The organism is Paenibacillus sp. P13VS, from assembly GCF_015143645.1.
Lineage (GTDB): Bacteria > Bacillota > Bacilli > Paenibacillales > Paenibacillaceae > Paenibacillus > Paenibacillus xylanilyticus_A.
Map to the genome: position 1 here is coordinate 169,511 of NZ_WYEV01000003.1, position 17,323 is coordinate 186,833.

17 protein-coding genes are annotated in these 17,323 nt (G+C 45.4%); 14 read left to right on the top strand and 3 right to left on the bottom strand.

Annotated features, from left to right (window positions below):
• Positions 1–88 precede the first annotated feature (88 nt).
• The 14 genes from GUA98_RS05830 to GUA98_RS05890 all read left to right on the top strand — a co-directional run bounded on the left by GUA98_RS05830 (position 89) and on the right by GUA98_RS05890 (position 14,327).
• Positions 89–298 carry a hypothetical protein gene (locus GUA98_RS05830; protein ID WP_193722358.1) on the top strand — a complete coding sequence of 70 codons (210 nt, stop codon included), beginning with the start codon at positions 89–91 and terminating at the stop codon, positions 296–298.
• 263 nt (positions 299–561) lie between these two features.
• Positions 562–954: a DUF2500 domain-containing protein gene (locus GUA98_RS05835; RefSeq protein WP_153978503.1), complete on the top strand. Its 393-nt coding sequence runs from the start codon at positions 562–564 to the stop codon at positions 952–954.
• A gap of 181 nt (positions 955–1,135) precedes the next feature.
• Positions 1,136–1,885 carry an SDR family NAD(P)-dependent oxidoreductase gene (locus tag GUA98_RS05840; RefSeq protein WP_193722359.1) on the top strand — a complete coding sequence of 250 codons (750 nt, stop codon included), beginning with the start codon at positions 1,136–1,138 and terminating at the stop codon, positions 1,883–1,885.
• A 204-nt stretch (positions 1,886–2,089) separates the two neighbouring features.
• Positions 2,090–3,781, top strand: coding sequence for a hypothetical protein (locus tag GUA98_RS05845; RefSeq protein WP_227779440.1), 1,692 nt, complete (start codon positions 2,090–2,092; stop codon positions 3,779–3,781).
• A gap of 159 nt (positions 3,782–3,940) precedes the next feature.
• Complete coding sequence (locus GUA98_RS05850; protein WP_153978505.1) at positions 3,941–4,363, top strand: cell wall hydrolase; 423 nt, start codon at positions 3,941–3,943, stop codon at positions 4,361–4,363.
• Positions 4,364–4,381: 18 nt separating this feature from the next.
• A complete protein-coding gene (gerQ, locus tag GUA98_RS05855; protein WP_153978506.1) occupies positions 4,382–4,906 on the top strand; it encodes a spore coat protein GerQ in 525 nt (174 codons plus the stop codon).
• A 186-nt stretch (positions 4,907–5,092) separates the two neighbouring features.
• Positions 5,093–6,670: a sigma-70 family RNA polymerase sigma factor gene (locus tag GUA98_RS05860; protein WP_193722361.1), complete on the top strand. Its 1,578-nt coding sequence runs from the start codon at positions 5,093–5,095 to the stop codon at positions 6,668–6,670.
• Positions 6,671–7,105: 435 nt separating this feature from the next.
• A complete protein-coding gene (locus GUA98_RS05865; protein ID WP_153978508.1) occupies positions 7,106–8,422 on the top strand; it encodes a hemolysin family protein in 1,317 nt (438 codons plus the stop codon).
• A gap of 338 nt (positions 8,423–8,760) precedes the next feature.
• Positions 8,761–9,960 (top strand): MFS transporter, encoded by a 1,200-nt coding sequence (locus GUA98_RS05870; RefSeq protein WP_193722362.1) that lies wholly within the window; start codon positions 8,761–8,763, stop codon positions 9,958–9,960.
• Positions 9,961–10,275: 315 nt separating this feature from the next.
• A complete protein-coding gene (locus GUA98_RS05875; RefSeq protein WP_193722363.1) occupies positions 10,276–11,088 on the top strand; it encodes a Cof-type HAD-IIB family hydrolase in 813 nt (270 codons plus the stop codon).
• Between the two features lie 15 nt (positions 11,089–11,103).
• Positions 11,104–11,742, top strand: a complete 639-nt coding sequence (locus GUA98_RS05880) for a sugar O-acetyltransferase (protein WP_193722364.1) — start codon at positions 11,104–11,106, stop codon at positions 11,740–11,742.
• A 178-nt stretch (positions 11,743–11,920) separates the two neighbouring features.
• On the top strand, positions 11,921–12,049 hold the full coding sequence (locus GUA98_RS29935; protein ID WP_255247820.1) for a hypothetical protein: 129 nt from the start codon (positions 11,921–11,923) through the stop codon (positions 12,047–12,049).
• 110 nt (positions 12,050–12,159) lie between these two features.
• Entirely contained in the window at positions 12,160–13,638 is a 1,479-nt protein-coding gene (locus tag GUA98_RS05885) for an Lsa family ABC-F type ribosomal protection protein (protein WP_193722365.1), read from the top strand.
• A 197-nt stretch (positions 13,639–13,835) separates the two neighbouring features.
• Entirely contained in the window at positions 13,836–14,327 is a 492-nt protein-coding gene (locus tag GUA98_RS05890; protein WP_153978513.1) for a hypothetical protein, read from the top strand.
• Position 14,328: 1 nt separating this feature from the next.
• On the opposite strand, the gene GUA98_RS05895 is transcribed toward GUA98_RS05890, so the two are convergent.
• The 3 genes from GUA98_RS05895 to GUA98_RS05905 all read right to left on the bottom strand — a co-directional run bounded on the left by GUA98_RS05895 (position 14,329) and on the right by GUA98_RS05905 (position 17,305).
• Positions 14,329–15,288, bottom strand: coding sequence for a hypothetical protein (locus GUA98_RS05895; RefSeq protein ID WP_193722366.1), 960 nt, complete (start codon positions 15,286–15,288; stop codon positions 14,329–14,331).
• Positions 15,266–15,856, bottom strand: coding sequence for an RNA polymerase sigma factor (locus tag GUA98_RS05900; protein ID WP_095287110.1), 591 nt, complete (start codon positions 15,854–15,856; stop codon positions 15,266–15,268). Before GUA98_RS05900 ends, GUA98_RS05895 begins: the two co-directional genes overlap by 23 nt.
• A 216-nt stretch (positions 15,857–16,072) precedes the next feature.
• Positions 16,073–17,305 carry an aminopeptidase gene (locus GUA98_RS05905; protein ID WP_095358025.1) on the bottom strand — a complete coding sequence of 411 codons (1,233 nt, stop codon included), beginning with the start codon at positions 17,303–17,305 and terminating at the stop codon, positions 16,073–16,075.
• Positions 17,306–17,323: the final 18 nt, after the last annotated feature.

Below are 17,323 nucleotides of genomic sequence, written 5' to 3' on the forward strand. Positions count from 1 at the left end.
TTCTTTTTACATATATTGTGAAATAAATCACAATAACTTCATTTAAATGATGTTATATTGAATTCAAGAAGAGATGGGAGTGATGAAGATGAGAACCAATGAACAAACTCAATTCACGCAGGCGGATGAATTAACGAGATACATGCTTCACTTATGTTACAATTGCGATGATGCCAACCGCTGTACAACCGAAGAAGAAGTGAAGGTCTGCATGGCACAATACGCTCAGCCAGAAGAACCCGAACAAGCGGAGGGAGCAGAAGCAACCCGTGATTTCATGAATCTGATGTATGCATAACAAGCAATGCAAGATAGAGCATGGTAACAGATAGAGAATGCTGGTGTACTTAATGAATAGCCCCTAATCAGGGGCCTTTTTATTTGAGACTAATCAAGAATCTCAAGGTGCAACATGAAGGAGGCATTCATGCAGAACATTTTCTGTCCGTTTCTTACAATTTGAGCCCCTGATAACAAGTTCCATATTACTCGCGCATATACATGTACAGGAGACGGGTCAAGACTCTGGCTGTCCTAGGTGTACGAACGGAGGGGAGAGACATGGGCATTGAATCATCCTGGATGTTTGATTTTTTCGGAACCGTCTTTCCAGTCGTATTTGTTCTGATTATAGGTATTGTTCTTCTGTCTGTAGGGAAAGAAGTATGGAGATGGGGGCGCAACAACACACAGCCTCTGCTTACCGTGCCTTCACGAATAACGGGCAGAAGGATGCAGATCAGTCAGTCGCAAGCTGAACCAGGCAGTTCAGCCCGTACGCTATATTACATTACCTTTGAAGTAGAGAGCGGAGACCGGCTCGAGTTCAAGGTGAACGGAGAAGAGTACGGATTGTGTTCCGAAGGAGATGAAGGCCGTCTTTCCTTCAAGGGAACACGGTATATAGGCTTCGAGCGCTACAACCGCCTGTATTCAGAACGTGTACGCGGATAATCCGGCTGGCTTGCGCCATAGTGGCGTAAGCTTTTTTTAATGTTAATTTTCTTGGACAAGCGTTTCTTAAAGGTGGTATCGTGTTTTTATATAAGGAGAGGGTCTTAATAACAATAAGGTTTCTTGATTCGACATATTCGTATGTGATGACAGAAGCGTCTTAATAGAGGAGGAGTACATGATGTCATTTACAGATCAAGTTGTCGTTGTCACGGGAGCAGCTCAGGGGATCGGACGCAGCGTTGCCGAAGCTTACGCAGTTGCTGGTGCCAAGGTTGTACTTGCCGATTATCAGGAGGCGGAAGGCGCCGCAGCTGCTGCTTCGATTCGCAATGAAGGCGGTGAAGCCATCTTCGTTCAGTGCGATGTTCGCAAGGAGCAGGATATCACGAATTTGATCAACACAACCATCGAAGAATTCAAACAGATCAACATCCTGGTGAACAATGCCGGTGTAGCCAGATGGGAGTCTCCCTACGAGCTGACCTTGGAGGAATGGGACGATGTGCTTAATACGAATGTAAGAAGCTGCTTTCTTGCGAGCCGTGAAGCGGCCAAACATATGAAACAAAATGAACATGGAGGCGCTATCGTCAATATGGCATCGACACGTGCGTTTATGTCTGAACCGGAGACAGAGGCCTATGCAGCGTCCAAAGGAGCCATTGTGGCCCTGACACATGCGATGGCGGTCTCACTTGGCAAGGACGGTATTCGGGTCAATTGTATCAGTCCGGGATGGATTGAGACAGGAAATGTGGACGAATTGAAGCCGGAAGATCACGAACAGCATCCTGCAGGACGAGTAGGCGTGCCTTCGGATATCTCCCGCGCATGTTTATATTTGTCGGATCCAAGCAATACCTTTGTCACTGGGACCAACCTGATGATTGATGGGGGCATGACTCGAAAAATGATATATGAGGACTAGAACCGGGATTCCCTCGGTCTGTTGTACACATTGAATGCTCCAGCATCCGTAAGCCCAAGTTAAGCACTTGGGCTTATTTGAAATTCAATAATCGGTTGCTATAATGAATGTGATTTTACAACAGAACAGGAATGGAGGGAGTATATGTTCGGGAATTCATCCCGGAAGATCATTGGCCTATTACTGCTGATTGGAGGGATTATAATGACAGGAATGGCTTCGCCTGTGGAGGCAGACACGGGCGACATACGGGCAGCCTGGGTATGGCAGGCCAAGTCTGTCCAAGATGATGGAGGAGATGAGCTGCTGGCTAACGCAGCTAAACATAAGATTAACAGACTCTATGTGAACGTGGATATGAATTTATCTGATGAAGTATATCGCACGTTTATATCCAAAGCCAGTGATGCTGGTATTGCTGTTGAAGCACTGGGAGGGGACCCGTCCTGGGCCGTTCGTGACCGTGAGGCGCCAATGCTCCGTTTGGCTGCATGGGTTTCTGACTATAATCAGGGAGCAGCTGCAGAAGAACGATTTGATGCCATCCATCTGGATATCAAACCCTATGTTCTGCCTGCATGGAAAGACGATTCAGAGCCTTTGGTTCAGTCATGGGTAGCCAATATGAAATTGTTGCTTGAACAGGTTGAGGCAAATGGTGCCATTGACATTAATGTGGATCTGCCATTTTGGCTGGATTCGTATACGATCGCTGGTACAAAAACAACAGACGATACAGATAACCTGCCGTTATCACGCTGGTTCATGGAACAGTTCAATCATGTCACTTTACTGGCTTACCGCGATAACGCACAAGGGAATAACGGCATTATTCAACTCATTGAACAGGAGATGAATTGGGCCGATGCCAGCGGTGCGTCAGTCACTGTTGGCGTAAATACGAAGCCGATGCCTGGGGAAGAGTTTACAACTTTTGCCGGAATGGGAGCAGCACAGCTGGAGAGTGTCTTGGCAGAGGTTGCAGAATCCCTACGTAATCACGCTTCATATGCCGGTTCTGCCGTACATGATATCGTATACTGGGGACAGCTTGAACCTGAAGAACAGCCTGTGCCGGAGAAGCCCACCTTACAGCCTGAGATTCGTGGAACTTACATCTGGGAGGCATCGCAGGTAACGGATGATGGCGGTCAGCATATTCTTGAGTTCGCCGCAGCACAGCATATTAACTTTCTGTATGTTCGGCTTGATCTGGACCAGCCCTACTCAAGTTACCGCAGTTTTGTTAAACGAGCCCAGGCACAAGGGATCGAAATTCACGCCATGGGCGGCCATCCCATTTGGGGCAGATCCGAGAACAGACCACGGATTGAGCGACTGATCAATTATGTGAAAAATTATAATGCAGAAGTTGAACCCGAAGAACGATTCAAAGGCATTCACCTGGATATCGAGCCCTACACACTGCCGGAATGGAATTCCGATCGGGATGCACTTTTGACAGAATGGGCTGCCAATATCGCCTTTTTCCAGGAAGAAACGAAGAAGGACAGCAATTTGGAGACCAGTGCCGATCTGGCTGTATGGCTGGATAGCTCTCCTTTGCCAGGACAGGACATGTCTGTTAGTGAATTTATGATCCGCACATTGGATCATGTCTCTCTCATGGCTTTCCGTAACTCGGCTGAAGGGTCCAATGGCATTGCGGCAGTAGTCAGGCAGGAGATGGAAATCGCCGACCGTTTGGGCAAACCGCTGCTGATTTCGGTAGAGATGAAAGAGAATCACGAAGGCGCCCATATCTCATTCTACGAAAAAGGTGCTGCCGAGATGGAACAGCAGCTTGCGAAGCTGCCTGAACTATTGAAGGATTATGAGGCCTACCAAGGTAACATGGTACATGCTTACGATTACTGGATTAATGCCAAGCCTTAATTAGGCTGGTTATATAGGAAATGTTTGATCTCGGGACTTCACATGAGGTGAGGTTCCGGGATTTTTTTGTGGAAAAAAGTTGGATTGGTGTCACCGAATAGGCTCCTGCACAATACGATGTACGGTGATGAAGAGCTGAAGCAAGGGAGGAAACAGAATATGGCTGTTATTAAAGCCAACTCAGAAGACGTCAAGCTGCTGGCAAGACTGATGAGGGCAGAGGCTGAAGGTGACGGCGAACAGGGCATGCTGCTCGTAGGTAATGTGGGTGTGAACCGGGTGCTTGTAGACTGTTTGGATTTTGGGGACATTCGTGATATTAACCGCATGGTATTCCAGAATCCCGGTGGGTTCGAATCAACCCAAAAAGGCTATTTCTATCAGCGGGCAAGACAATCCGAGATTCGCTTGGCACAACGTGTAATTAATGGGGAACGCATCTGGCCGGCCAGCAATGCCCTGTGGTTTTTCAGACCTGTGGGGGACTGTCCTCCAACCTGGTATAACCAGCAAAATACGGGCCGTTTCAAAGCGCACTGTTTCTTCAGTCCGACTGGTGAAGATTGTCCGGAAGTTTATTAAATTTTAGGAGGAATTACAATGATTAATCAACCTTATCAACCAACAACACAGGCACTGGGTCAACAAGCCAACTCGCAAGTTCAAGGAACATCCTATAAAATCGGTAATGGCGCGCCTTCGATGTCCCCAACACCAGGCATGGTTTCTCCAAGTATGGTTTCACCAAGCATGGTATCTCCAAGCTCCACAAGCGTACCACCGCTTGTATCCAGCGGCAGTCCAATGACGCCAACAGGTGGAGTTGTAACGACAACTGCGCCGCAGTTTGAACAATCATACATCGAAAATATTCTGCGCCTGAACCTCGGCAAATTTGGTACATTCTACATGACATATGAAGGTAACAAAGAATGGAATGCTCGCATTTTCCAAGGAATTATTGAAGCTGCGGGCCGTGATCACATCATTATCAGCGATCCTAAGACAGGAAGACGTATTATGCTGTTAATGGTTAACTTCGATTATGCTACGTTTGATGAGCCATTGTTGTACCAATATCCGGGCGTTGTCGGAAACTATCCTCAAGCTCCAAGCAGATTCTAATTCGTTGTTAAACGGGGGTTTCTATAGAAAGACGGTTTAACCAGGCTGTCCCGCAACTGGAATCAAATCCACAAGTGGGACAGTTTTTTTCGTTATAATGGGACAATATAGTAACCTTTACTCGCAATCATGGCACTTATACATATATAGGCTGAGCAAGACGCTCACAGAGAGGAGTTTACATCATTGAACGAGTGGATTGAGAGAGCCATCCGTGGCGAGTCTGAGGCTTATGAGCAGTTAATGAAACAGTTCCGCGGAATGGCGCTTGCTGTAGCTTATAACAAGCTGGAGGATGCTTTCTGGGCTGAAGATATGGTACAGGAGGCGTTCACAGAAGCATTTGCTAATCTGTCGAAGCTGGAGACGGCCGAAGCCTTCCCAGGATGGTTTAAAGTCATTGTTGAACGACAGTGCTACCGTTGGTTAAGACGCAAGCAGCACAGCACTTCCCCTGAACAGGAGTTAGAGTACAGCATCAATTCGAGCGAAGAGGGAGATAACCCTGAACAGCTTGTTTTGCAAAAGGAACGGTATCGGATTCTTCGCAATTCCATATCCAGTCTGCCGCTATCCATGCAGCATGTAGTGGACATGTTCTACTTTCAGGGATATTCGCTTAAGGAAATTTCCGATTTCCTTAGTGTATCTGTTCCGGCCTTGAAGAAAAGGCTGTTCGATGCCAGGGCGAAGCTGAGGCGTACATTACCTGTGGCGGACGTAATAACCGTATTTAATGAACTTTATGAAGGGGGCAAAGGTATGCTGCATATTACCAATGGAGATCATGCTGCAGATCGTTTGCGGCAAAGCGGGATCGAAGGAGAGGTTATGGTCTGGCGGGAACTTTACACCTCTGGTCCTGTCGTCCAAGATATGTGGAACGAGGTGGAGAGGAGCAAGCGTGCTGCCTATCTGGAACAGCAATTAGGGATTCCCCAGAAGGAATATCTGCAAATTGCGGAGCTGGAGCGAAAGCTGCATGCGTTTCATCAGTATAAGGAGATTGTACTCTGGTTTGAATATGATCTCTATGATCAGGCGATGTTATCTTATTTGCTGTACATTTTTAATGGTCAATCGCTTGGGGATACCAAGCTGAATCTGTTATGTATTGATGCTTATCCGGAAATAGAGAACTTTCGGGGACTGGGCCAGCTTACACCCGGACAGATCGGACGTTTGTCTGGTACGTGGCATGTCATGGGGACGGAGGAGCTTCATGCAGGAAGTCAGTTCTGGCAAGCGTACACCTCTTCCGATATTCAGGATCACATGGATTATTTAAAACAAAACAGTACGGTTCTCCCATTTGCGCATGCTGCATTTGAGGCTCACTTGACCCGCCTGCCTTCACAGTCCAATGGTCTGGGTGCAATTGAACAAGCGACCCTGGAAGCTGTGAGTCAAGGTGTGGATCAGCCATATCCACTATTTAAGCATGTGAGTGAGCGGCTGCATGTGTTGGGAATGGGAGACTTGGAATATTGGGCACATCTGAGAAGAATGACCAAGGAGGCCCATGCTCTACTACAGATTAGCGGAGCGGAGAAGTTCCCTGATTTCACCCAGCACGATGAACATTTCCGTAATGCAGTCTTGTCTATGACTGAGCTCGGTATCCAGGTACTGGCTGAAGAAGCAGACTATGCAGAATTAAGAAAAGACGAAATGTGGATTGGCGGTTTGTGGAACGCACAAGGTGAAGAACCACAGTGGCGCTGGGATACGGCATCCCGTTTCCCTGTCAAAATAAGCACATAACATTACATCCTTAACACCCATTACCATCAAAGAGTATTCCCCGAATGTGGATATCAACGGGAATACTCTTTTTTGGGTTTTACATTTTAGTTGAATTCGATTTAGACACCATACCTGGTACAAGATTTAAACAATAAACCCGTTTGGCATTTTCTCAATATACTTAGTTAGCAAATGTAAATAAGACGGCGTATTCGCTACCTTTGTAAAGTAATTTGCTGGTTAGCATCATTTCGTTGTCATAGGACACGGATTGACTGTGTAGTTTAGAGTTATATAATAAAAGAAGCATATCCTTTTATTCGACACAATCAAGAAGGAGGTGGAAGCATTGGGAAGTTGAACCTGCATATGAGCGGCAGAATGGCTAATATCCTACATTTTCGAAGGAGGTGGACCTATTTGCCGAAGAATGACGGCGAATAGGATGACAATTTGAGTGACCCCTTACCGAGTATATTAAATTTATTTTTAATTGCTTTGCTTGTTTTGATGAACGGTTTTTTTGTCTCGGCAGAATTCGCGATGGTAAAAGTTCGCGGCAGCCGAATTGAGGCTTTGGTGGAAGCAGGCAACAAAAGAGCCATCTATGCTTCCAATATTGTACGTAACCTGGATGCCTATCTGTCTGCGTGCCAATTGGGCATAACGCTGGCTTCACTTGGACTCGGCTGGCTCGGAGAGCCTGCCATTGCACACTTGCTTGAGCCCATGTTTACCGCGTTTGGACTCGGCCCGGTATATGTACACGGAATTTCGATTGTGATTGCATTTGTTATTATTACGATTTTGCATATTGTACTCGGGGAACTTGCTCCCAAGACGATGGCAATCCGCAAATCGGAGACGGTCACGTTATGGTCTGCGGTACTGCTTACGTTCTTTTACAAATTGATGTATCCCTTTATCTGGGCTTTGAATGGTATGGCGAACAGCCTGCTGAGATTGTTTCGAATGGCACCTGCTTCGGAGCATGACTCGGCACATAGTGAAGATGAAATACGCATTCTGATGAAAGAAAGCAATAAGAGCGGTTTAATTGACAATACTGAATTGGCGCTTGTTGATAATATATTTGATTTTACGGCAACCACTGCCCGTGAAATTATGATTCCGCGGACGGAAATGATCTGTCTGAACGCCAATCAGTCCATGCTGGAAAATCTGGAAATCGCCAGTGAGAGCATGCGAACTCGCTATCCCGTCTATAACGGTGACAAGGACCATATTATCGGCTTTATTCACATTAAAGACCTGATGCGGTCCCAGCTCACAGATACCATTTCTGTAATCCGTCCCATTCTTGCCGTTCCCGAATCGACGCCAATCAGTGATCTGCTGAAGCGTATGCAGCGCAGCAAGACACAGATTGCCATTCTGATTGATGAGTACGGTGGAACTTCCGGAATGGTAACGCTCGAAGATATTATGGAAGAGATAGTAGGCGAGATTCAGGATGAGTTCGATCAGGAGCGTCCTGCCATTGAGAAAGTGGATGAGATGGAATACTCCATTGATGGCATGATGCTGATTGAAGAAGTCAGTGAGCGTTTCGAACTGGATATGGATCGGAGCGACTATGATACAATTGGTGGCTGGCTGTACTCCAGAGTGGAGACAATTCCGCCTGAAGTCGGTCAATCGGTTGAATATGGAGGATATGTATTCGTCATTCAGGAGACGGAGCATAAGCGGATTTCACGGGTAAATGTAATTAAGCTTGAAATGTTAGTTGAGGAAGAAGGGGCTTAAGTTTAGCTGTTTTACTCCAGTGTGGTTTTTTTTGAAGCAGTCTAGTGATGATATTTCATCCTAGGCTGCTTTTTTATGCTTATAAGATTTCAAAGCTTGGGCTGAGGTACATGGATAAAATACTCGGCTTGTCCGGTTTACCTATGGAACATTGCGTATAGTTTCGATTAAATGTTACTGTTTTCTGGATTTGGATAAAAGTAATAATTATATCTGATATTGCTCATAGGATGAGTATTGACAAAGGAACAACTTATCCCGCATATTTAACTTAAACACTTTATAAAGTATATTTATTAATTCAGAGGATCAACTGCATCAAGAGAGGAGTTACAAAGATGACAACCTGGTTTCTCATCGTAATCTATCTGGCTTTTATAAGCCTGGGACTTCCGGATTCCCTGCTTGGATCTGCGTGGCCGGTCATATGGCCGGAAATAGGTTCCTCCGTAGGCTCAGCAGGTCTCATTTCCATGATCATTGCCGCAGGCACCATTGTCTCCAGTCTGGCAAGTGGGAAAATGATACAGAAAATGGGCACAGGTAACATTACGTTGTTCAGCTGTTTGCTAACCGCAATTTCGTTGATTGGATTTTCCATGGCACCGTCCATGATATGGTTTATGATCTTGGCCGTTCCGCTTGGCCTGGGCGCAGGAGCCGTGGATGCAGCGTTGAATCATTACGTCGCTGCAAATTACCAAGCGCATCATATGAACTGGCTGCATTGCTTCTGGGGCGTTGGCGCTACCATGGGCCCAATCATTATGGCTGGTTATATAGCGGATCAGAACTTTTGGAGAGGCGGTTATGCTGCAGTTGGTGCCATCCAGCTTGTACTGGTTATCGTACTTCTTATCACGCTGCCGTTATGGAAAAGAGTGGCTGCACTGCGTGAGACGGCACCAACAACTGTGACAGATAACGAGACAAAATCGGAAATACGTATTCCGGGTAACGTCTTAGGATTAAGAGGTGTTAAGCCCTCATTGCTCGCTTTTCTATTATATTGCGGGGTTGAAACCACAGTCGGATTATGGGGAGCAAGCTACTTGGTTGGAACCAAAAGCATCTCAGCAGAGATGGCAGCGGGCTGGATTTCCCTTTATTACGGAGGTATTACGTTTGGCAGGTTCATTACAGGTTTTATCTCGTTAAGAGTCCATAACCGATTATTGATTCGCTATGGGCAATGGACAACGATCCTCGGAGGACTCCTTTTACTGCTTCCGCTTCCTTCATCGTTTTCGGTAGCAGGCTTTATTTTCATCGGGCTTGGTCTAGCGCCAATCTATCCTGGGCTTTTGCATGAAACGCCGGCTCGCTTCGGGAGAGAAAACTCCGTCAAGTTAATGGGATACCAGATGGCTGTCGCCTATAGCGGTACGACGCTTCTTCCTCCGCTCTTTGGATTTCTTGCAGCGAAGACCAATACAGATTCATTTCCGGTTGTCGTGCTTGTGCTGCTCGTATTGATGTTATTTAGCGCGGAAACCGTGAATCGCATACTCCTAAAACCTCAGAAAGTGGGGAGGTGAGAAGATGGCATATGTTATTTTAGCTGTGATCATCTGGGCGGCAGCCTATGCGTGTTTAGCATTGTCGAAACAGTCTATGGAAGTAAAACCGATGCGCTCCGTCGATGATTGGTTTGAGTAAAGGATTACGATCCTAAATAAGAGCGTTGACATGAAACCAGTTACATGGATTACGCTTGTTATGTAGTTTAATATGCATACCGATTGCCAAGAGAACATGAATATCGTATTTTTCTATCCTCTTTATAAGTATACATTATAAAGTAGGCGTGAAAAGTGTAATGAATTATTTTTAAACAAAGAGGGGATTGCTACATGATTAAACTTGTTGTAACTGACTTAGATGGAACGTTTCTGAACAACAAGGGATTATTCGATACTGAACTATTCAACCAAGTGCATGCAGAAATGCGGAAGCAGGGAATGACCTTTGTGGCATGCACAGGAAAACAGTGTGAACGGGTAGAGAAATTGTTTGGAGAGCATGGCAAGGGAATATGGGTCCTTGGAGATAGTGCAGCCAGAATTAAGAAAGATGGGGAAGTCGTAAAAGAATTCAGCATTCAACGAGAACTTGCTTTACAAAGCATTGAATCCATACAACGTTTTGCTCCAGACATGACCCTCATAGTATGTGCAAGCGATACAGCTTATGTACATTCTTCCATCCCTGAGGAGATGTTCAACGTGGTTAAAAGCTCTTACGAACAGGTCAAGAAGGTTGACTCTTTCCAAGAGATCGACAGCAGTTTCAACAAAATAACAGTATACGATGCAGAGGAACGGAGTAGTGACCTAAGGAAACATGTAGAAAAGACACTTGGCGGCCAAATCTATATTGTGGATTCAGAACCCAAGTGGCTTGATATTACAGCACTTCATACGCATAAAGGAGAGACGGTTAAAAAATTGCAGGAGCTGCTCGGCGTAACTTATGAAGAAACGATGTCCTTTGGGGACGGAGAAAATGATGTAGAGCTGATGGGTATTGCCAAATACAGCTTTGCGGTCAGCAATGCTTGTGAGAATACCAAAAAAGCAGCGCGTTTTATTACAAAATCCAACGAAGAAAACGGTGTTCTCCTGACTATACAAGATTGTATGGACCTTCAAAAAAACATGAATTGAATGGGAGTTGAAAACATGACTGAGGAAGAACGGATATTAGACGGGATTTTGTTCAGTCCCAGTCATCCGGAACTAAAGGCTATCAAACTTCGTTCGCACAACTTAAGCCATCAATACAGCCAGATGTTTGAGGATCAGACAGAAGAACGTGAAGCGATTCTGACACAGCTCCTTGGTCGCATAGGCGAATCCTGCTTCATTCAAGGGCCTGTATTCTTTCATTATGGTGTTCACACAGAGATCGGTCATCATTTCTTTGCCAACTACAATCTGACGGTTCAGGACGATGCCAAGGTTACCATTGGAGACCATACCAGTTTTGGACCTAATGTAACCATTGTTACGCCCATTCACCCGTTTATCGCTTCTGAACGCCGGCAAATGCTGGATCAGAACGGTGATCCGAAGTCTTTGTGTTACGCCAAACCCGTAACGATCGGAAACGATGTATGGCTATCTGCCAATGTAACGGTATGCGGAGGAGTTACCATCGGAGACCGTTGTGTTATTGGTGCCGGAAGTGTGGTGACGCAGGACATTCCAGCAGACTCCTTCGCAGCAGGTGTCCCCTGTAAAGTCATTCGCAAAATTACAGAGGCAGACAGCATGCGTTATAAACCGGAAGTTATGGCGGATTGCCGTGTTATCGAATAGAAATTCATCCTAAAGGGAGCAAGTGCTTGTCCAGACCCGGATAAGAACTGGCTCCCTTTGCTGCGCACGGGTCCTTCCCGGAGGGCCGAACCATCATCCTTGACCCATGAATCCTATCCATGTTAAGTTTTCTGTATCCGAAAGTTAAAACCATATGATTATAAAGGGGGATAGAGTTATGACTGAATTAGAGGTTGTAGATGTTTATGTGAACCTGTCACTGGATATGAACATTGGCATGGTTCACCAAATCATGAATCGGAATTCGGAGCTTTATCTATCCACGCAACGATTTACCTGGCTTTGAGTTTCTTTTTTGCTTGGATTCATCCGAGAGTGGATACAATAAGGGAATCATGTCATGATCATAACCTCATTTATTTAGCATCTGAATATAAATGAAAAGGATGATCCCTTATGTCAATGATAAACGTATCAAACCTGACCTTTGCCTATGACGGCAGTTACGATAATATTTTCGAAAATGTGAGTTTTCAATTGGACTCTGACTGGAAATTGGGCTTTACCGGAAGAAACGGGAGAGGGAAAACGACCTTCCTTAACCTTTTGCTTGGTAAATATGAATATAGTGGCACCATCTCAGCCCATGTAGATTTTGAGTACTTTCCTTTTGCTGTTGAGCATAAAGACGCGATGACGCTTGATGTGATCAGTGACGTTTATCCAGACTATCAGCATTGGGAACTGGTACGGGAGCTAAACCTTCTGAAGGTTTCCGAAGATGTGCTGTATCGACCATTTGATTCCCTATCCAATGGAGAACAAACGAAAGTCATGCTGGCTGCCTTATTCATGAAGGAAAATCAATTCTTGCTTATTGATGAGCCCACCAATCATCTCGACATGCATGCTAGAAAGCTCGTCAGCAGCTATTTAAGCAGAAAAAGTGGTTTTATTCTTGTATCACATGATAGAGCCTTCCTGGATCACAGCGTAGACCATATTCTTTCGATCAATAAAACGAACATCGAGATTCAAAAAGGCAATTTTTCCGCCTGGTGGGAGAATAAGAAGAGACAGGATCAGTATGAGCTTGCAAGCAACGAAAAGTTACAGAAAGACATTAAACGCTTATCCGACTCCGCCAAACGGACTGGTAGTTGGTCACATGAAGTCGAAAAGTCCAAAAACGGGACTAGAAACTCCGGTTCGAAAGTGGATAAGGGCTACATTGGCCATAAGGCCGCCAAAATGATGAAGCGGTCCAAAAACATCGAACAACGGCAGCAATCTGCCATTCAAGAAAAGTCCAAACTTCTCAAAAATATCGAAAGTGCAGAGCGGCTGCAGATTCATCAATTGGAGTTTCACAAAAATGAAATTGTCCAATTGGACAATGTCTCAATTGCATATGGCTCCAATATCGTTTGTAAGGATATTAATTTAACGGTTGAAAAAGGAGACCGAATCGCTCTCTACGGTAAGAATGGTTCCGGTAAATCCAGCATTCTTAAATTGATTTGCGGCGAGGATATTGCCTACACAGGTCAACTTCGCAAGGATCCTCAGGTCAAAATATCGTATGTATCACAGGATACCTCGGGTCTAGCGGGAAGCTTATCCGAGTATGCAATGACACAGGGCATTGATGAAAGTCTCTTCAAATCAATATTACGCAAGCTGGATTTCTCCAGGCTTCAGCTGGATAAGGATATTTCAACGTTTAGTGCTGGACAAAAAAAGAAAGTACTGATTGCTAAAAGCCTTAGCGAGGAAGCACATTTGCACGTTTGGGATGAACCACTTAATTTTGTTGATGTCATTTCCCGCATGCAAATTGAAGACTTGCTGCTTGAGCACTCGCCAACACTTCTTTTTGTGGAACATGACAGCGAATTTTGCTCGAATATTGCCACGAGTATCATTGAGTTATGAATAGCGTGGATGTGACTCTTTAAAGCCTATACGAAATGGAAAATATTTAGGTTTCACTCACACTGCAGAATTCACAGTAAGAAAAGACGCTGCCGATACGAAGATCGGAGCGTCTTTTTTATTTTTGAAACCTATAACCTCCTCCGTCCGTTTATACCTTACACAAAATCAAATATGACATTGGAGGAGGAATACATATGTTGAAAATGAGTCTGTCATCCATTTTGAAAATTACCCTCGTTGCGGCATTATCGGTGCCTGCCATTCTATCCATTCCTGTTGGCAGCACTGCGGCAGCTAGTCCTGACATTGTATCTGGTGCACTCACCGCACCACCACCGCCGGAGGAGCATACTGTTCACTCCCTGGCAGCTCTCAAGTATATATATCAGGCAGCAGGGAACGTTTCTCCGGGAGGAGGACTGACAGCGAACGTCACTACAACAACAACAACTTACAAGGAAATGAAATCAATTCAGGTGAATTACCGGCTGGAACGCTGGACGGGCTCAAATTGGGTGACGTATCGGTCTGGTACCAAAAGTAAAACACAAACACAATCCCTGTCGGCACAGTCGAGCTGGACGGTGATCACAGGTTATTACTACCGGGTCGTTAGCACACATACGGCGAATGACGGAACGAATTCTGAAAATACAACGGATATTTCGAATAGTGTATTATTATGATTCATTGCCTCGTGCTGCCAGGGAATTTTTGTTCCTGCAGGTCATTGGCGATGGCAATCATTTCTTCCTTCGTGACCGTTCCAAACAAGCTCATATTAACCGAACCCATCATCCACTGAAAAGTATTATATGGCGGGCCGATGGATACAAATGCATCACTACCGTCAGCTAATTTGACTACACTGGTTTCACGAAGCATAGTCCCTTGAATGACCTGCCCAGGCTTAACATGGTAATAATCAAATTGAATAATTTGTTCTTCACCATTCACGCTATCACCCGTGTAGCGAACTCTCATACGATCGGATTTATAATACTCATCTGAATCGACCGGAATTTCAGGATTCACGGTAAGTTCAAATTTTATCTCTTTAAAACGCTCGGGTATAGCTCTTGACAATAAAAAGTCACCATTGAATCCCGAGCGGGCTATTTCTTCCGTTACGACGATATCATCAAACAAAATGTCTTTCTCCACGGGTTGTTTTGGCAACTCCTCAGCCTCCTCGCCAATAGCAATTGTAGGAGCATCGTTAAGTCCCGGTTCAGGGGGGGGGAGTGTTTTGGCAGTAGAAGGATCTGCGCCAAGCTGTGCGGTGCGATCTTCAATAATGATGGATTTCATACCATTGCCCCAATCCTTGATTGACTGAACAAAAGGGGACACGGCCTGCGTTCCGGATGGCAGACTGAAAATGACGCCACCGATCGTTAGGGAGGCAGCTACCACAACAGACAATTTCAAGGTACGCATTCTTTTCTTTCTTACAGCAATCCGGGTAATTTCCTTTTGAACACGGAGCCAGGATTGATGCATCTGCTGGGAGTCAGGGGCAGGGGGAGCAGAGAGAGCCTGATCGAAAGCTTCATCAAAGGCCAGATCAAAGGCGGCATCAAAATATTCTTCTTCCTGCTCTGTATGATAGTGCTCAATATGTTTATCTGACTTGCCTTTGCTCAATGGTCCCACCCCATTCCTTATGTAATTGCTTCTTGATACTACCTCGGGCCCTGAACAAACGTTGTTTCACGATTTCTTCCGAAGTGTCCAGCAGCTCTGCCATTTCCCGATAGGACAGACCTTCTTTCCAGCGCAGCTCTATTAATACCCGGTATTCGGGTTTAAGTTGCTCCAGATAGAACTCAATAGATTCCTGCATCATTTGCGTCTCCACGGTACTCTCTACGGAAGCTGCCGTCTGATTGATCGTCTCCATATCTATAAAAACACTATCCGTATCCAGTTGGTTACGGTTATTTTTATTTTTTCTAAGATAATTAATGGCGGTATTCCGGGTGACGACCTTAAGCCAGGCTTTCAGTTTGACTTCGTTCTCGAAAGAGGGTTTGTTTTTAATAATTTTAATGAATGCTTCCTGAATGATGTCTTCTGCTGCAGCACGTTCCTTGATGATATAAACGATGAGTCCATGAACCATATTATAGTATTCGTAATACACTTCTTCCTGAAGTGAAGGGCTCAAATTATGGAAATCTGAGGCCAAGAGTAATTGGAGCCGATTGGCCATGATGTTCTCCTTTCTGGTGAACAGTCCACAAACATTGGTATCATTTCATTTTACAACATTATATGGAAACGATACAATGGGAGGTTGCTAGGACAACCTTAGAAGGTTCACGCCGAAAACCCTAAGAGGCTGCCCGACAAACCATTCATTCAGGTTTGTCAGGCAGCCTTAAGATATTGATACAGATACAGCGTGATTATTCATTGGAAAAGAAGCTTAAAATGCCCAATCTCCATTCAGGAAGACCGCTTCACGTTCTCCGCTTGCAGTAATGCCATAAATGTTGGTTTCCGGAGATCCCATCATGAAGTCTACATGCGTGATGCTGGAATTCATGCCACGAGAAGCAAGTTCTTCGGAGGACATGGTTTTTCCGCCTTCCATATTGAAGGCATAGGAACTGCCGATCGCGAGGTGACATGAGGCGTTCTCATCATACAGCGTCGTGTAATATAGAATGCCGCTCTCGGAAATCGGAGAATGGAAGGGTACAAGTGCAACCTCGCCAAGATAGTGAGATCCTTCATCCATGTTGATTAATCGTTCCAGCGTATCTTGACCTTCTTCCGCATGAAAATCAACGATTCGTCCATTCTCAAAGGTGAGAGAGAAGCGATCGATAATACTTCCGCCATAACTCAGCGGTTTGGTGCTGGACACTGTACCGTTGACGCCATGTTTGCTGGGAGCAGTAAATACTTCCTCTGTCGGAATATTAGCTACGAAGCGAGTCCCTTGTTCGTTTACACTGCCCGCTTGTGCCCAGATATGACCTTCAGGTAGTTCAACCGTCAGATCCGTTCCAGGGGAGACAAAATGAAGTGCTTTATACTTTTTGCTGTTTAGGGCAACTGCTTTATGTTCCAATCGATCAATATGCTGTTCCCAAGCTTCTACTGGATGATCCAAATCTGCTCTGACAGCGGCAAAAATGGCTTCCCAAAGCTGCTTCATCTGCTCAGCGGCAGGCAGGTCGGGGAACACTTTTGCTGCCCAGTCCGGAGAAGGGCAGGCAACACCTGTCCAGCTCATCTTGTCAGCCTGCTGATACTGTCGGTATTTGGCCATGGCTTGTCCATATGTACGCTGATGGGTCGAAATTCGTTCAGGATCAATCCCTTTGAGCAGATCTGGACTTGAAGAGAGTACGGTCAGAAAGGCAGCATTGTTCGCTGCAAGCTCTTCAAGTTCCGCAGCATGCCACTTGGGCGGCTCCTGAAATGATTCCAGCGGAGCCATCTCGAATCTTAGGCGATTGACGGTTTCATCTCCATATTTTACGATGACTTGTTTGGCCCCGGCTTCGTAGGCTTTACGAACGAGCAGGCGTACAAATTCAGCGGTATCGATCATGGCGCTGATGACCAGAATTTGACCGGGTTGTACGTTGGCCCCCACCTTGACTGCCAGCTCGGCATAACGATCCAATTTTTGTTCAAAACTTAACATGGTAGTGACCTCCGTATC

Excerpts from the sequence above, each read along its gene's own strand:
- GUA98_RS05830 (WP_193722358.1), top strand. The coding sequence starts at position 89 with ATGAGAACCAATGAACAAACTCAATTCACGCAGGCGGATGAATTAACG.
- GUA98_RS05835 (WP_153978503.1), top strand. The coding sequence starts at position 562 with ATGGGCATTGAATCATCCTGGATGTTTGATTTTTTCGGAACCGTCTTT.
- GUA98_RS05840 (WP_193722359.1), top strand. The coding sequence starts at position 1,136 with ATGTCATTTACAGATCAAGTTGTCGTTGTCACGGGAGCAGCTCAGGGG.
- GUA98_RS05845 (WP_227779440.1), top strand. The coding sequence starts at position 2,090 with ATGACAGGAATGGCTTCGCCTGTGGAGGCAGACACGGGCGACATACGG.
- GUA98_RS05850 (WP_153978505.1), top strand. The coding sequence starts at position 3,941 with ATGGCTGTTATTAAAGCCAACTCAGAAGACGTCAAGCTGCTGGCAAGA.
- gerQ (WP_153978506.1), top strand. The coding sequence starts at position 4,382 with ATGATTAATCAACCTTATCAACCAACAACACAGGCACTGGGTCAACAA.
- GUA98_RS05870 (WP_193722362.1), top strand. The coding sequence starts at position 8,761 with ATGACAACCTGGTTTCTCATCGTAATCTATCTGGCTTTTATAAGCCTG.
- GUA98_RS05875 (WP_193722363.1), top strand. The coding sequence starts at position 10,276 with ATGATTAAACTTGTTGTAACTGACTTAGATGGAACGTTTCTGAACAAC.
- GUA98_RS05880 (WP_193722364.1), top strand. The coding sequence starts at position 11,104 with ATGACTGAGGAAGAACGGATATTAGACGGGATTTTGTTCAGTCCCAGT.
- GUA98_RS29935 (WP_255247820.1), top strand. The coding sequence starts at position 11,921 with ATGACTGAATTAGAGGTTGTAGATGTTTATGTGAACCTGTCACTGGAT.
- GUA98_RS05885 (WP_193722365.1), top strand. The coding sequence starts at position 12,160 with ATGTCAATGATAAACGTATCAAACCTGACCTTTGCCTATGACGGCAGT.
- GUA98_RS05890 (WP_153978513.1), top strand. The coding sequence starts at position 13,836 with ATGTTGAAAATGAGTCTGTCATCCATTTTGAAAATTACCCTCGTTGCG.
- GUA98_RS05900 (WP_095287110.1), bottom strand. The coding sequence starts at position 15,856 with ATGGCCAATCGGCTCCAATTACTCTTGGCCTCAGATTTCCATAATTTG.
- GUA98_RS05905 (WP_095358025.1), bottom strand. The coding sequence starts at position 17,305 with ATGTTAAGTTTTGAACAAAAATTGGATCGTTATGCCGAGCTGGCAGTC.